This is a genomic window from Mesorhizobium sp. C264A (genome assembly GCF_040324515.1).
Classification (GTDB): Bacteria; Pseudomonadota; Alphaproteobacteria; order Rhizobiales; family Rhizobiaceae; genus Mesorhizobium.
On the sequence record NZ_JAMYVY010000002.1, the window covers coordinates 61,181 to 74,417 of the forward strand.

Sequence of the window (13,237 nt, forward strand, 5' to 3'; positions counted from 1 at the left end):
GGCCGGGCTGATCAGCGCGCCACGGCTGGCAGGCTGATCAGGGGATCATCGCTCATCTGGCTGATCGTTTCCAGAGTCATATATCTGGCCCGCTGCATTGCCCATTCATCGTTCTGTTCGAGCAGGATTGCGCCGACGAGGCGCACGACCGCATCGTCGTTCGGGAAGATTCCGACGACCTCGGTGCGCCGCTTGATCTCGCCGTTGAGACGTTCGATCGGATTCGTCGAGTGGAGCTTGGCGCGATGTTCCTTGGGGAAGGTCATGTAGGCCAGCACGTCGGGCTCGGCGTCGTCCATGATTGTCGCCAGCTTTGGCACCTTCGGCCGGATCTGGTCGGCGACGGCGCGCCATTGTACGGACGCGGCCTCGGGCGTTTCCTGGGCGAAAGCGGTGGCGATGAAGGCTGAGACGACCCTGCGGCCGCTCTTGCCGGCATGGGCCAGCACGTTCCTCATGAAGTGGACGCGGCACCTCTGCCATGTCGCGCACAGCACCTTGGTGACGGCCGCCTTGAGGCCTTCGTGAGCATCGGAGACGACGAGCTTGACGCCGCGTAGGCCGCGACGTGTCAGCTTGCGCAGGAACTCTGTCCAGATCGGCTCGGCCTCCGAGGTGCCAATCTCCATGCCCAGTACCTCGCGCCGGCCGTCCGCGTTGACGCCGACGGCGATGATAACGGCGACCGAGACGATCCGCCCACCGCGGCGGACCTTCAGGTAAGTGGCGTCGATCCACAGGTATGGCCAATCGCCCTCGATCGGCCGAACGAGGAAGGCCTTCACATTCCCGTCGATCTCCTCGCACAGCCGCGAGACCTGGCTCTTGGATATGCCGCTCATACCCATGGCCTTGACCAGGTTGTCAACCGACCGGATCGAGATGCCTTGCATATAAGCTTCCTGGATGACGGCGGTTAGCGCCTTCTCGGCCATGCGGCGCGGTTCGAGGAAACCTGGGAAGTAGCTTCCCTTCCTGAGCTTCGGGATGCGCAGCTCGACCGTGCCGGCCCGCGTCTCCCAGTCCCGGTCGCGGTAGCCATTGCGCTGGGCGAGCCGCAGCGGGTTCTTCTCGCCATAGCTGGCGCCGGTGGCCGCGCCCACCTCCATTTCCATCAGTCGCTCGGCGGCAAAGCCGATCATCTCCCGCAGCAGATCGGCATCCCGGGTCTTCTCCACGAGCGTGCGCAGGTTCATCATGTCGTTCGGTCATCGGTGGTCCTTCCGAAATGGGTTGGCGTCAACAACCAAACCCTACCGGAAAGCGCCGATGACCACCCACACGCCGCTCGCTCGCTACAGCGCTACTAACGGCGCGCTCGTGAGCGGCTTCGCTACCCCCGAGCTACACCACCTGATGGGACACGACCCGGGCAAATCCCGGATCGCCCCTCCCTTTGGGTTGACCGGAAGGATTGAATAACTGTAGCCGGCCTTTTGCAATGCGTTGATGATCTGATATCCGCGCTTGGAGGGACCTGCAGATGCGCCAATGACCGCGACGGAATGCGGCTCAAGTATTCGGCTCACCGCTGTTTCTTTATTGAGGGCGTCCATTCCTATTTTCCTTCAAACTTGGGGGAGCGGCCTTCGGCAAAAGCTGCCACTCCCTCAGCCCAATCCTTCGTTTCCATGACCGCCAGCACGTCTTCCGCCTCGGCACGGATAGGCTTTCAGGGCTTTTCGGGAAATTGATCGCCGCCTTAAGGCGGGCCATCGGCAACGGCGCGTTCTTTACGAGTCGCACCACCAGCGCGGTGTTACGCTCCACCAGCTGATCCGCTGCCGGAGCCTCGCGGTTGCCAGGTCAATCTCCAAGCATTTCGCGCCGGTTATCCTGTTGCCCAGCAGCAAAAGACTTGCCGCATTTTTTAATCCAACAAGGCTAGGGAGGCGGACCGTTACACCTCCCCCTACATAGGTGCCAATAGCAACTTCCGGAAACCCGAGCTGGGCATCCTCAGATATGATCAGAAAATGAGCAGAGGTCGCGATTTCCGCTCCGCCCGCGACGGTATAACCATGCACTTGGGCGATAACGGGCGTTTTCATCGTCTGAATCTTTTCGCAAACGCGCTGCCCAAGCGTGATATAGGCCTCGCGCTCATCGCGCGTCCGGACGCCAGATTTGTGGGCCTTTAGATCGGCACCCGCACAAAATGATCGACCATTTCCGGAAAGGACCCCACAGCGTTATTTGGGTCGTTATCTGCATACTGGAGGGCATCCAAACGTTTGTTAACAGAGGACTTCGTTGACTGCATTCAGCCGCTCTGGGCGGTTGAAGGTAATGTGAAACGCTTGGTTTTCTTGCTTTGAAACAACTTCGTTCATGGATATTCTCTTGCGGCTGACCCCTCCAGTGTCGCCAAAAAATATTGCGCGTCTAACTTCTTTTGCACATAGATTGATCGTTAGAGGGCAATAATCGGTAGGCATCCGGACATTCGTTGCTGGCGCGGATCGCGGAGGGAGCAACGCGCACTGCTGGTGCAAGACAGTCGTGCCCAGCTTTGAATCGACGGTCGACGGCAGGTCACGCGCAAAATCCGGACGGTGACGCCGACAAAAACAATATCGAAATGTCGGTCACGAGCTTAGCGATCGGCGGTCAAGCAGTTGGGGTTCTCATCCTTCTTTGAACGAACATCCGGCGATGTAATCGCCTTCCTGCCACTAGCCGATGAGCGACGTTCAAAGACGGGGCCGCGGCCCTGTGTCGCCTCGCCCCCACAATTGCAACTAACACGCAAATACCTGACCAGCCAGGTTTATTAGTGCCCTTTTGCGATCATGACCTACCACTGAGAATATCCTCCATCTGAGATTAGAGTCCGGGCCTTGATTGAAGGACGGACTGATGAAGAGAAAGCGGTTACGGAAGAGCAGATCATCCCAGTTCTGCGGGAGCATGAGGCGGGTGCGAAGCGGGCGATCTTGCCCGAAAGCATGGGGTCTCGGAGGCGACGCTATATAACTGGAAGGCCAAGTATGGCGGGATGGACGTGTCCGACGCCAAGCGGCTGAAGGCGCTGGAAGACGAAACGCCAAGCTGAATAAGCTGCTCGCCAACCAGATGCTCGAAGCCTCGGTGCGCGAGCTTCTGTCAAAAAAACGGTAGGGCCGCCGTTAAGCGCGAAGCCGTCGCGGATCTGCAGGCCGTCACGGGCTTGTCGGAGCGTCGGGCCTGTTCCTTCGTCTGCGCCGATCGCAAGATGATCCGCTACCAGTCTCGCCGACCGCCAGAGACGGAGCTGCGTAGTCGGCTGCGTGACCTCGCGAACGAGCACCGACGCCTTGGCTACCGGCGGCTGTTCGTCCTGCTCAGGCGCGAGGCGAGGCATCTGAGATTGACCGTATCTACCGCGAGGAGGACCTAACGGTGCGCAAGCGCCGGGCAAGGCGGCGAGCAGTCGGCACGCGGCGCCGATCCTGGTCGAGGCAAAGCCGAATGCGCGCTGGTCGCTGGATTTCGTCCATGACCAGTTCGCCTGCGGCCGGCGGTTCCGTGTGCTCAACATCGTCGACGACATGACGCGCGAATGTCTGGCCGCGATTCCGGACACCTCGATCTCCGGCCGTCGGGTTGCTCGTGAACTGACGGAACTGATCGCCCAGCGTGGGAAGCCAGGCATGATCGTCTCCGACCACGGCACCGAGTTCACGTCGAACGCCATCCTCGCCTGGTCGAAGGATCACGCCATCGAATGGCACTACATCGTGCCGGGCAAGCCGATGCAGAATGGTTATGTCGAATCCTTCAACGGTCGCTGAGCGACGAACTCTTGAACGAGAGCCTGTTCTTCGGCCTCGACCACCCCCGCAGCACCATCTCCGAATGGCGGGAGGACTTCAACACCGCGAGGCCTCATTCCTCGCTCGGCTACGAGACCCGGGCAGCCTATGGTTTCTCAACCCGCGCCAAGAGGCGTAACAGAAACGGCCAAGGCTCTAATCGCCACTGGATGACAGTTCAGTGGCAGGTCAGAGGAATTCGCGATCTTCAACCATCTCGAGTCCGAAGTTCGCAGCTACGCCCGCAGCTTTCCTGTTGTTTTCGCGACGGCACGAGGGGCCCAGCTGTTTGCGCGCGATGGGACATCCTATCTCGACTTTCTCATGGGCTGCTCGAGTCTAAACTATGGGCACAACCCCCCCGAGCTGAAGTCCGCGCTCGTAGACTACATTGCGAGCGACGGCATCACGCATGGCCTTGATCTGTATAACGAAGCCAAGGAGTCTTTTCTGCGGGAATTCCACGAGACGATCCTTAAGCCGCGACAATTAGACTACGTCGTACAGTTTCCAGGTCCGACCGGCGCCAACGCGGTCGAGGCTGCCCTCAAGCTAGCGCGCAAGATCACTGGCCGGTCCAACATCATAGCTTTCACCAACGGCTTTCATGGCGTGAGCCTTGGTGCTCTCTCCTGCACGGGCAACCGATACCACCGCGCAGCCGCCGGCCAGTTGCTCGGCGGCGTGACGCGGCTGCCCTATGACAACTATCTGGGGCCTAGTGTAGACACCGCCGATTACCTTGATCGCCTGCTGTCAGACCCCTCCAGCGGCGTAGACGCGCCGGCGGCGGTGATTGTCGAAACAGTTCAGGGCGAAGGCGGCCTGAATGTCGCCGGCACGGAGTGGCTGCGCAAGGTGGCGGCCATTGCGCGCAAACAGGAGCTCTGCTGATCGTCGATGACATCCAGGCGGGTGTTGGCCGGACCGATGCGTTCTTCAGCTTCGAAGCTTCGGGGGTCCGTCCGGACATCGTCACGATGGCGAAATCGATATCGGGCTATGGCCTGCCTAATCGTCAACTCGACAAGTGGGAGCCGGGAGAGCACAACGGCACATTCCGCGGCAATTGCCACGCTTTCGTGGCCAGGGCACCCGGGGCGGGGCTCGATGAGGCCTTCACCGACGAATTGGGCGGCGTCGTACCGGGCTTCCTCGGCAAGCTTTCGACATCGATCTTGAAGTTCTTTCCGCTGGCCTTTAAGTAACGCGGGTAGACCGAGTTGCCGACCAGTGCCTTGTCGCCCTTCTTGAACTGTGCCTCGAGGCCGGCGATGAACGCCTGGCGGTCGGCCTTGTCCTTCTCGGCCTCGGCGTCATTGTTCCTTGAGCAGGGCAAAACAGTACGTGATGGCTAGCTCAGTTGCAGGAATGAGAATTTCGTCCGAAACGGCGAAAGTCGGTGTATGGAGGCCAGAGTTCTTGCCGGGCTCGCCGCTGCCGAACAAGAAATAAATGGAGGGTATGCATTGAGCGTAGAAGCCGAAATCATCGCTGCCGCTGCGCGAAATGTCCTGCGAAAAAGCATCGGGCCCAGCCAGTTCCAGCACCGTACTACGAAAGCAGTTGACCATATTGGCGTCGTTTACCACTGCAGGCTCACCTGAACATATAACGCACTCGGCTTTGCCGCGGTGCATTGCCGCGACACCTTGCACGATTTCCCGCACCCGTTGGGATAGCTGAGCCCGGCGTGCCGGACTGCTTGTCCTGATCGTACCTTCTAGCACAACCGAAGGACAAATAATGTTGGTTGCATGTCCTCCATGAATTGTACCTATAGTGATGATTGATCTATCATCTACAGGCATTTCCCGGGACACGACCTTTTGGACCTCATTGATAAATGCGGCGGCGATCGTGATGGCATCAACGCCAGCATGCGGAGTTGCACCGTGCGCGGAGCTACCAGTCACAGTGATGCTGAACTGGTCTGCGGATTGGGTGACTGCACCGGGAAGAGCACCATATTTTCCACGGGGCATGGACGGATCGACATGGAAGCCCACGGCACAATCGAAGCCGGTAAGCAAGGCCGCTTCCACAACAGACCGTCCTCCGAGGGGCTCGGCTTCCTCAGCCGGCTGGAATACCACCCGAAGCCTCCCGGCAAAATTGTGCCGTAATCGATGAAAGGCCAACGCCACGCCCATGGCGATTGAAGCATGCATGTCGTGGCCGCAAGCGTGCATTATCCCCTCTACCCGAGATCGATAAGGTAGATCCTCCCTATCCTCGCTTATCGGCAGAGCATCAATGTCGCCCCGAACTGCGAGCGAGCGTCTCTGTCCCGACGCTGTTCCATCAATGTCAATGTAAAGCCCCGTGTCATGAAACACCTTCGCGTCGATGAGCCCGAACCTTTCCAATGTTTCCCGGATACGCTGTTGTGTCTTCCACTCGCTGTTCGATAGTTCCGGCTCCCGATGCAACGCGTGGCGCAATTCCAGCAGCGCCTCGTGTTCGGAACTGGTAAGGACACTGTTGATCCGAGGGTTCATATTGTTGCTCTCCTCCTGGCACGTATCTGATCAAGCCCAGCGGTGGTCGTTTCGCAGCAGGGTGAATGCCGGTAAACCCCGCGAAAGTTCGACCGCCATTGGCACCGCTCAGATGGCTAGCGTCAGCAGATCACCGGAAGGGCAATCCGCTTCCATCTCATCGTCTTCCAAACGACGCCTGGTCTAATTTCGCGGCAAGCCAATTTCCGCCGCTAACTCGTCGCGGCGACTGTGTTCGCCAAGCAGATCCAGAGAATGCCAAGCCATCGAATTTACGCTAGCCAGCACTGGGTGACCCAAGACATCTCCAATTCGCGCAAGGTCTCGTCGCTCGATCGAGAAGGCCGCGCACGAGACAAATAGCGCATCCAATGGACCCGTTGAATCCAAAAGCCTCTCCAGCTCGGATTGGATGCGCTCGATCGGCACGCGGGCAACGTCATCATCGGTAACAAGGTTCATAGGCTCCGACAGTGAATGCGCGGCGATCACCTGGATCCCGTGCGATGCAAAATACGGCGCGAATTCATTATGCAGAGCTGGGCCGTACGGAGTGAGCAACGCGATTCGTTTGATGCCGAACCGTTGCATCATCGTGACTGACGCTATTCCTGGCGACGTATAGCGAAGGCCGCTTCGCGCCGAGCTTAGATGATTGACAAGCATCTCATTTCCAAGCGCGATGGTCGCGGAGGTGCACGCAAACGCTATCAAGTCCACCAAATCACCGGGCGGTAGCGTTGCCAGCAAAATGGGCCAATCAGGTATCGGGATAAAGCCCCCAGCGTGATGATCGGCCTCGTCATAGGAGGTGCGAGTTGTAAAAACTCGCACCGGATAACTCGCCATCTCCGCCTTGAAGGCGTGCTCTCCGACCGGATCGGTAGAGAGCGTTATCAAGCCTATGCCTTTCATTGCCTCGTAACCTCGTTATCAATCGGCCTAAACAACTTTACGATCTCCCCCGCGTCTGGCGCTGGCCTTAGATCTGGAAGATTTGCCGTGGCGCACTAGTCAACACTTCCGCACCCGTGTCGGTCACCCGAAAGGTCTCGCTGATAACGTATCCAAAATCCTCATCGATCCAATTTCCCAGCATTAGATGAAACGTCATGTTGGCCTTCAGTTCCGTCATATCGCCGTCTTTAAGACTGGCGGTTGGCTCCAGCCAACCAATACCGTGGGCGTAGCCGCAGCGTGACTCTTTTCTAAAACCCGCCTTCTCAATTGTACGGTAGAATGTGTTGGCGACATCGCTGCAGGTACTCCCTGGCCGGATCGTGCCGAGCGCAGCCTCAAGCCCTGCAACCTCCGCATCGTGGATGCGGCGCAGTCGGTCAGATGGCGCGCCAATCGAGAATGTGCGCATTATGCCGGCACAATAGCCGTAGCGCACACCGCCAAGTTCAAGGTTGATCTGCGAGCCATCACGAAAAACGTCCTCACTCCACGGGATATGACAGGTGCCGGTGCGCGGCGAGGAGCACAAACCAATCTGTTGGATCATTGTTCCGGGCTTGCCATTGGCGCCGCGCGCCAGCGTGCCCAGAATTTCAGCGATCGCATCAGCCTCCCTCACCCCTGGCCGTATGACCTCGGCCGCGCGCAGTATCGCTGCATCGGAAATCGCAGCCGCTTCGCGCATAATTTCGATCTCACGATCGGACTTGACGAGGCGTATCCAGGCAACTGCTTTGGTGCAGTCGACTAACCTGGCCTTGGGCAACCGGCTCTTGAATTTCTCCGCGGTTTGAACAAAAAGGTTACTGATTTCGACCCCTACCCCGCGGTTTCCAAGGCCGGACTCTAGCAAAAAGTCGATAATTGTATCGTAGCCGTCTGCATCAGGGTTACCGACAAGTGCCTCCGGATAACCGATGATCTTCGTGCGATCGAGAAAAGTTTCATGGATAGCCGCCGGAGCATCCATACGGCGCAGAATGAATGTCGGTTCTTCCTCTGCGATCTGCACCACAAGTCCTTGCGGCACGTAACCTGACAGTGCGGTATAGCCTGTTAGATAGGTAATGTCGCTGGCGGAAGTAACGACAAGCGCGTCGAGGTCGCGCCGTGACATCTCTTTTTTTACCGCGGCCAGCCTGCCCAAATATTCTGTTCGTGGGAATGCCTGTGGACCTCTGTATATCGTCATGTACTGCCTCCTCGAGATTTCGATATAACAATTCAATCCGAGCCAATGCTGACCGGAAAATTATGAAGACAAAATACGAAGGCCCCCGATGTCGACACATATCGCCGCGACAATGACCCAAGCGTGCCTTCAAAATATACGCATATTACGGTGGCGTTTCTGCTCTACTCCGTAGTGTTTCTCGAGATAGTGAAGAGCAATGACAGAGGGCACGCTGACCGCTAGAAAAAACAGTCCCACCATAGTCATCGGCTCAAGGTATCGATAGTGAATGTTGGCGATGATCCGTGCCTGGCCCATCAATTCAATTACGGTAATCACTGAGAGCAAGGGAGTCTCCTTGAACATCGCAACAATGTAGTTACCAAGCGCAGGCAACATCGGGGGTACCGCCAGCGGCACGATAACGTACCGCCAGGTCTGTAGGCGGGTCAGGTTCAGGGCTTTGGCCGCTTCCCAGAGGCCCCGATCAATATTGTCGATACCGGCCCGGTATACCTCGGACGTATAGCTCGAATAGTGGATGCCTAGCGTAATCACTCCCGCCGTGAGAGGGCTCAGGTAAATCCCGAAATCGGGCAGGACGTAAAACGTGAAGTAAAGCTGCACCAGAAGTGGAGTTCCGCGCACAAAGCCGATGCCAAACCGAACGATCGATCCCATGACAGGGCCGGCCGAGCGCCTCAGAATTGCAATCCCCAACCCAGCCACCATGGCGAGCGCAGACGCCAAAAGACTGGCGTATACTGTTATCTTCACGCCCTGTGCTAGCAGCGGGATAATTTGCAGCGCAAAGGACCAATCCCATTCCATGTTAGGTCCTTCGTCCTGTAGTGAGCCGGAGTCGTCGTTCGACGGCGCTAAAAAGCGACGACAGGATCGTCGCCAGCACGAAGAAGACGATCAGGATGGTGGTGAACGGTACCGACGCGTCGCCCGTTTGCGCACGCACGGTCTGCGCTCGGAAAGTCATGTCCGAAAGCGAGATCAATGACACGACGGAGGTTGATTTCAGCAGTTCAACAGCGCTATTCGAGAAGGGTGGGATCATCAGCCGCAAGGCTTGAGGCAAGAGCACGTATCTAAGTCGCTCCCAACGTCCCAGGTTTAACGCGATACATGCCTCGAACTGTTCACGTGGCAATGCCAGCATGGCGCCGCGGACAATTTCGGACATGTAGGCACCCGAATTAAGACCCAGGATGAGCACCCCTGCTTGAAGCGGAGTCAGCGACACTCCCGCCAAAGGCAGCACGAAATAGGCCCAGAACAGCTGGACAAGCATCGAACTGCCTCGGAAAAACTCCATAAATACCCTGGCCGGCCACCGAAGCCAGACAGTGTTCGTGAGGCGTGCGAAACCCACCACGAAAGCCACGAAGAGCGCCAACAGGCCTCCCATAAGCGTGAGCTCTATGGTTAAGATCGCGCCACTGAGAATGATGGGCAAGAATTCAAAAGACGCTGGCATCTAAAGACTTAGTCCCGCGGCCACAATCTTGTGAAGAAATTGCTTGGTCCGTTCTTGCTGCGGGTTCGAGAAGATGTCTTTGGGAGGGCCTTCCTCTATGATGCGCCCACCGTCCAGAAAGAGCACGCGGTCAGCAAAATCGCGGGCGAAACTCATCTCGTGGGTTACGAGCAGCATCGTCATGTCGGTCTCGACCGCCAGTTTGCGCATCACATTGAGAACTTCCTCGACAAGCTCGGGATCCAGCGCCGAGGTGACCTCGTCGAACAACATGACTTTTGGCTTCAGTGCCAGCGCCCGTGCTATCGCCGCACGTTGCTTCTGGCCACCGGACAGTTCGGCAGGGAGTGCGTCAGCTTTGTGCGCCATGCCCACCATTTCGAGCAGTTCCATGGCTAAAACCTTGGCGGCTGCCTGAGAAAGCCCTTGAGTGAGGATCGGCGCCAAGGTCACGTTGCGCAGGACTGTCATATGGGGGAAAAGATTAAATTGCTGAAACACCATGCCGATGTTTCGGCGCATCTCGTGAAGCTGAGTTTCGCGTTGCCGCGTACTTAGCTTCGCCATGCCAGGGTCCCACAGTGGAGAGCCCTGGATGGCGACACTGCCGCCTTCAATTTCTTCGAGGGTCATCAAAATGCGCAGGATTGTGGTCTTGCCCGAGCCTGACGCGCCAATCAGCGCCAGTTTCTCTCCAGGCGACACACTGAAACTCAGATCGGTCAGAACGGGATGCGCGCCGTATAGTTTGCGCACGTCGGTGAATTGGACCATAGGCGATGCCATGACAGCTCCCGGAAGCATTGTTGGCCCACAAATCGACAGAGAACGTTCGGTCCCTGGGCTCATAGACGGCCAGTCGGTATCGTGGCCGTACTTGTTGGAAAGGGAAGCACCACTTTCGGGGTGCGTCCCTGTCTCGTTAACAAACGCCTCACTTGGCGCAGAGTTTTTCCGTAGTTACGTTTTCGACATGCGCGCCTTCTTCGAAATTGTACTTTTTCAATACCTCAATATATTTCCCATTGGCGCGAATCTTACGGAGACCATCATTGTATGCGTCGCGCAAGGCGGAGCTATCCTTGTTGAAGCCGGCAGCCGCGCAGGATTTGAGGTCGTCCAGGCGGACGAATCGCATTTCCTTGGGGTCTAATCTTTTGAACATTGCCGCCCCCGTGTAGGAGTCGTGAGCGTAGACGTCGATGCGTTTGTCAGTCAGAAGCTTAATGCCGCTGGTCGCGTCGGGGAACACAACGATTTTGTCCTCCTTCACTCCAGCAGCCAGCGCCAACTTCTGCTCATAACACCCGCCGCATACGCCAATCGTCAGACCCTGCTCCGCAATGTCCTTGTAGGTTTTCACCTTGTCGGCTAGCGCGGCGGGCACGATCAAGACCTCGGCATTGCACGAGACCGGATCCGAGAAAAGGACTGCCTCGCAACGCTCAGGTTTGATGTAGAGGGCCCCGCTCGTAGACAGCGTGGCGCGTTTCGATTGCAGTGCGGGGATCATCGCACCATATTCCATGACCTGACCCGAGTACTTGGTGATGCCCGCCTCCGCGAGAATAGCTGCATCCATTTCTGGTCCCAAACCACCCGGAGAACCGTCTGCGTTCATGGTCATCAACGGGGGATCATTGGCGATTGCGATCGTTGCGCCGTTCGCTTTCACCTCATCAATCGTTTGAGCTAACGCGCTTTGATATGAAATGTTAGTCGCCCCAGCGATAAATAACGACAGGGCTGAGACTGCAAAGCATTTGCGTAGGTTTGTCATTGCCATTCCCCTTTTTCTGGATTTTACGGCTAGTTTACTCGGTTACAACTCAGGAAGCGATGCGGATACATCTCTTCGTACGATAGCGCAGCGCTTAAGACGTCGCTGTCCTCCCCGCGTGCGCCGATAATCTGCATGCCTATGGGCAATCCATCCTCTGTCAGTCCGCACGGCACAGTTGAAGCAGGCTGCTGGCTGAGATTGATCGGAAAGCTAAATGAAGACCACGAGACCCAGCTTTGCAGGTCGCCTCCAGGCGGAGTATCGTGACCGGCTTCGAATGGCAGCACCGGGACAGTCGGCGAGATGATAAAGTCATGTTCGGCAAGCAAGGCGTCCATGGCGGCTCCGAACTTAGCGCGCCGTATCTCCGCAGCCATGCGTTCGACGCCGGTATAGCCTTGCCCCGCACTGGCCGCGTTAAGAAAACCTGGGTCGAGGGTGGACCACTTCTCAGGATCGATCGAAGCTAACCTGTTCGCCGCTCCGACATACCAGTGAGCGTAGAAGAGTTCGAGGAGATTTTCCTGTCCCGGAAGGCGTATCTCCGCGACTATGGCGCCGGCTTCCTCGAGGTCATTCACAACGCCTTCAATCGCCGCGGCCACAGCAGGCTCAACGTTGCCGACGCAAGGCTCTTTCCAATAACCGATGCGCTTTCCCTTCCAATCGAGACGGGACACATTCAGCTTCGGGTACCTAATGGGGGGCTGGGTCCAGTCGCGCAAATCGCGCCCGGACACCACTTCCAACATTGCAACAGTATCAGCCACCGTGCGCGTCATTGGGCCAATGTGGGCTACCGTGCCAAATGAACTTAAAGGATGGGCAGCAACTCGCCCGTAAGTGGGCTTGTGGCCTACAATCCCAGTGAATGAAGAGGGGATTCGAATTGAACCCCCGCCGTCGGTGCCAAGGTGCAGGACGCCTGCCCCGCAGGCTGCCGCAACGGCCGCTCCTCCCGAGGAGCCGCCTGGTGTGCGGGTTGGGTTCCACGGGTTGCGAGTGACCCCGAATGCAGGGCTGTCAGTTACCGCTTTCCAGCCGAACTCAGGTGTGGTGGTCTGGCCAATAAAGACGGCGCCGGCCTTCCGCAAACGAGCGACAGAAGGAGCATCGCGATGCATGGGCGCCGGGTCGGTCGTACGGCTACCGTATCGAACAGTCCATCCCTGCACATGAACGATGTCCTTCAGTGTCGTGGGAATGCCATCTATCGGCGAGAGTGGCTCTCCTCGCGCCCATCTTCGTTCGGCGGAGCGAGCCGCCGCCAAGGCATTTTCCGGATCAAGGAAGGTGAACGGGTTTAGCGACCCTTGTATTTCAGCGGCTCGCGCGAGGGCCGCCTGGGTTATTTCGACAGGCGAAAGCTGCTTATTTCGATACGCTGCCGCGAGGCTTCCGGCGTCGAAACGATTAAGTTCCGACCCCCCTATCTCCGGCAAGTTCATGCCACTGCCCGCAGTTTTCAAATCCAAGTTTCCTCTCCCTGCGAGCGCAGTATGCAGGAAAACGAAAAGTCTATAAAATGCATTATTT

The 13,237-nt window shown here is 57.6% G+C and carries 12 protein-coding genes and 4 pseudogenes; 4 read left to right on the forward strand and 12 right to left on the reverse strand.

The window, feature by feature from the left end; genetic code table 11:
- Positions 1 to 11: 11 nt before the first annotated feature.
- From NKL04_RS19420 to NKL04_RS19430, 3 genes and pseudogenes are all read right to left on the reverse strand, one after another.
- Complete coding sequence (locus NKL04_RS19420; protein WP_352724234.1) at positions 12 to 1,199, reverse strand: IS256 family transposase; 1,188 nt, start codon at positions 1,197 to 1,199, stop codon at positions 12 to 14.
- A 96-nt stretch (positions 1,200 to 1,295) separates the two neighbouring features.
- A complete protein-coding gene (locus tag NKL04_RS19425) occupies positions 1,296 to 1,556 on the reverse strand; it encodes a CoA-binding protein (RefSeq protein ID WP_084568613.1) in 261 nt (86 codons plus the stop codon).
- Positions 1,557 to 1,733: 177 nt separating this feature from the next.
- A pseudogene (locus tag NKL04_RS19430) lies at positions 1,734 to 2,171 on the reverse strand (enoyl-CoA hydratase/isomerase family protein); the annotation flags it as partial.
- Between the two features lie 806 nt (positions 2,172 to 2,977).
- On the opposite strand from NKL04_RS19430, the pseudogene NKL04_RS19435 reads away from it, so the two are divergent.
- The 4 genes and pseudogenes from NKL04_RS19435 to NKL04_RS19450 form a co-directional block, all read left to right on the forward strand.
- Positions 2,978 to 3,055: pseudogene (locus NKL04_RS19435) on the forward strand (hypothetical protein); the annotation flags it as partial.
- A gap of 409 nt (positions 3,056 to 3,464) precedes the next feature.
- Positions 3,465 to 3,773, forward strand: coding sequence for a DDE-type integrase/transposase/recombinase (locus NKL04_RS19440; RefSeq protein WP_352724907.1), 309 nt, complete (start codon positions 3,465 to 3,467; stop codon positions 3,771 to 3,773).
- Positions 3,707 to 4,216, forward strand: coding sequence for an integrase core domain-containing protein (locus NKL04_RS19445; RefSeq protein WP_352724239.1), 510 nt, complete (start codon positions 3,707 to 3,709; stop codon positions 4,214 to 4,216). The genes NKL04_RS19440 and NKL04_RS19445 overlap by 67 nt, the downstream gene beginning before the upstream one ends.
- Positions 4,101 to 4,822: pseudogene (locus NKL04_RS19450) on the forward strand (aminotransferase class III-fold pyridoxal phosphate-dependent enzyme); the annotation flags it as partial. The gene NKL04_RS19445 and the pseudogene NKL04_RS19450, both read left to right, overlap by 116 nt.
- Positions 4,823 to 4,918: 96 nt before the next feature.
- Here the strand turns inward: NKL04_RS19450 and NKL04_RS32125 are convergent.
- The 9 genes and pseudogenes from NKL04_RS32125 to NKL04_RS19490 all read right to left on the reverse strand — a co-directional run.
- Positions 4,919 to 5,115, reverse strand: a pseudogene (locus tag NKL04_RS32125) (IS1634 family transposase); the annotation flags it as partial.
- The gene (locus NKL04_RS19455) at positions 5,111 to 6,295 is read right to left on the reverse strand and encodes a M20 family metallopeptidase (RefSeq protein WP_023702711.1); all 1,185 of its coding nucleotides are present in this window, start codon (positions 6,293 to 6,295) and stop codon (positions 5,111 to 5,113) included. The gene NKL04_RS19455 and the pseudogene NKL04_RS32125, both read right to left, overlap by 5 nt.
- 183 nt (positions 6,296 to 6,478) lie before the next feature.
- On the reverse strand, positions 6,479 to 7,210 hold the full coding sequence (locus NKL04_RS19460; protein ID WP_023702712.1) for an aspartate racemase/maleate isomerase family protein: 732 nt from the start codon (positions 7,208 to 7,210) through the stop codon (positions 6,479 to 6,481).
- A 67-nt stretch (positions 7,211 to 7,277) separates the two neighbouring features.
- Positions 7,278 to 8,447 (reverse strand): M24 family metallopeptidase, encoded by a 1,170-nt coding sequence (locus tag NKL04_RS19465; protein ID WP_031209811.1) that lies wholly within the window; start codon positions 8,445 to 8,447, stop codon positions 7,278 to 7,280.
- A gap of 129 nt (positions 8,448 to 8,576) precedes the next feature.
- The gene (gene ehuD, locus NKL04_RS19470; RefSeq protein WP_023702714.1) at positions 8,577 to 9,260 is read right to left on the reverse strand and encodes an ectoine/hydroxyectoine ABC transporter permease subunit EhuD; all 684 of its coding nucleotides are present in this window, start codon (positions 9,258 to 9,260) and stop codon (positions 8,577 to 8,579) included.
- A gap of 1 nt (position 9,261) precedes the next feature.
- Complete coding sequence (gene ehuC / locus NKL04_RS19475) at positions 9,262 to 9,918, reverse strand: ectoine/hydroxyectoine ABC transporter permease subunit EhuC (protein WP_023702715.1); 657 nt, start codon at positions 9,916 to 9,918, stop codon at positions 9,262 to 9,264.
- Entirely contained in the window at positions 9,919 to 10,704 is a 786-nt protein-coding gene (ehuA, locus tag NKL04_RS19480; protein WP_023702716.1) for an ectoine/hydroxyectoine ABC transporter ATP-binding protein EhuA, read from the reverse strand. It abuts the gene before it with no gap.
- A 148-nt stretch (positions 10,705 to 10,852) separates the two neighbouring features.
- Positions 10,853 to 11,704 carry an ectoine/hydroxyectoine ABC transporter substrate-binding protein EhuB gene (ehuB, locus tag NKL04_RS19485; protein ID WP_023702717.1) on the reverse strand — a complete coding sequence of 284 codons (852 nt, stop codon included), beginning with the start codon at positions 11,702 to 11,704 and terminating at the stop codon, positions 10,853 to 10,855.
- 23 nt (positions 11,705 to 11,727) lie between these two features.
- Positions 11,728 to 13,176, reverse strand: a complete 1,449-nt coding sequence (locus NKL04_RS19490; RefSeq protein WP_198029335.1) for an amidase — start codon at positions 13,174 to 13,176, stop codon at positions 11,728 to 11,730.
- Positions 13,177 to 13,237 lie beyond the last annotated feature (61 nt).

Excerpts from the sequence above, each read along its gene's own strand:
- ehuD (WP_023702714.1), bottom strand. The coding sequence starts at position 9,260 with ATGGAATGGGATTGGTCCTTTGCGCTGCAAATTATCCCGCTGCTAGCA.
- NKL04_RS19445 (WP_352724239.1), top strand. The coding sequence starts at position 3,707 with ATGGCACTACATCGTGCCGGGCAAGCCGATGCAGAATGGTTATGTCGA.
- ehuA (WP_023702716.1), bottom strand. The coding sequence starts at position 10,704 with ATGGCATCGCCTATGGTCCAATTCACCGACGTGCGCAAACTATACGGC.
- NKL04_RS19455 (WP_023702711.1), bottom strand. The coding sequence starts at position 6,295 with ATGAACCCTCGGATCAACAGTGTCCTTACCAGTTCCGAACACGAGGCG.
- NKL04_RS19460 (WP_023702712.1), bottom strand. The coding sequence starts at position 7,210 with ATGAAAGGCATAGGCTTGATAACGCTCTCTACCGATCCGGTCGGAGAG.
- NKL04_RS19465 (WP_031209811.1), bottom strand. The coding sequence starts at position 8,447 with ATGACGATATACAGAGGTCCACAGGCATTCCCACGAACAGAATATTTG.
- NKL04_RS19420 (WP_352724234.1), bottom strand. The coding sequence starts at position 1,199 with ATGATGAACCTGCGCACGCTCGTGGAGAAGACCCGGGATGCCGATCTG.
- NKL04_RS19425 (WP_084568613.1), bottom strand. The coding sequence starts at position 1,556 with ATGGACGCCCTCAATAAAGAAACAGCGGTGAGCCGAATACTTGAGCCG.
- ehuB (WP_023702717.1), bottom strand. The coding sequence starts at position 11,704 with ATGGCAATGACAAACCTACGCAAATGCTTTGCAGTCTCAGCCCTGTCG.
- ehuC (WP_023702715.1), bottom strand. The coding sequence starts at position 9,918 with ATGCCAGCGTCTTTTGAATTCTTGCCCATCATTCTCAGTGGCGCGATC.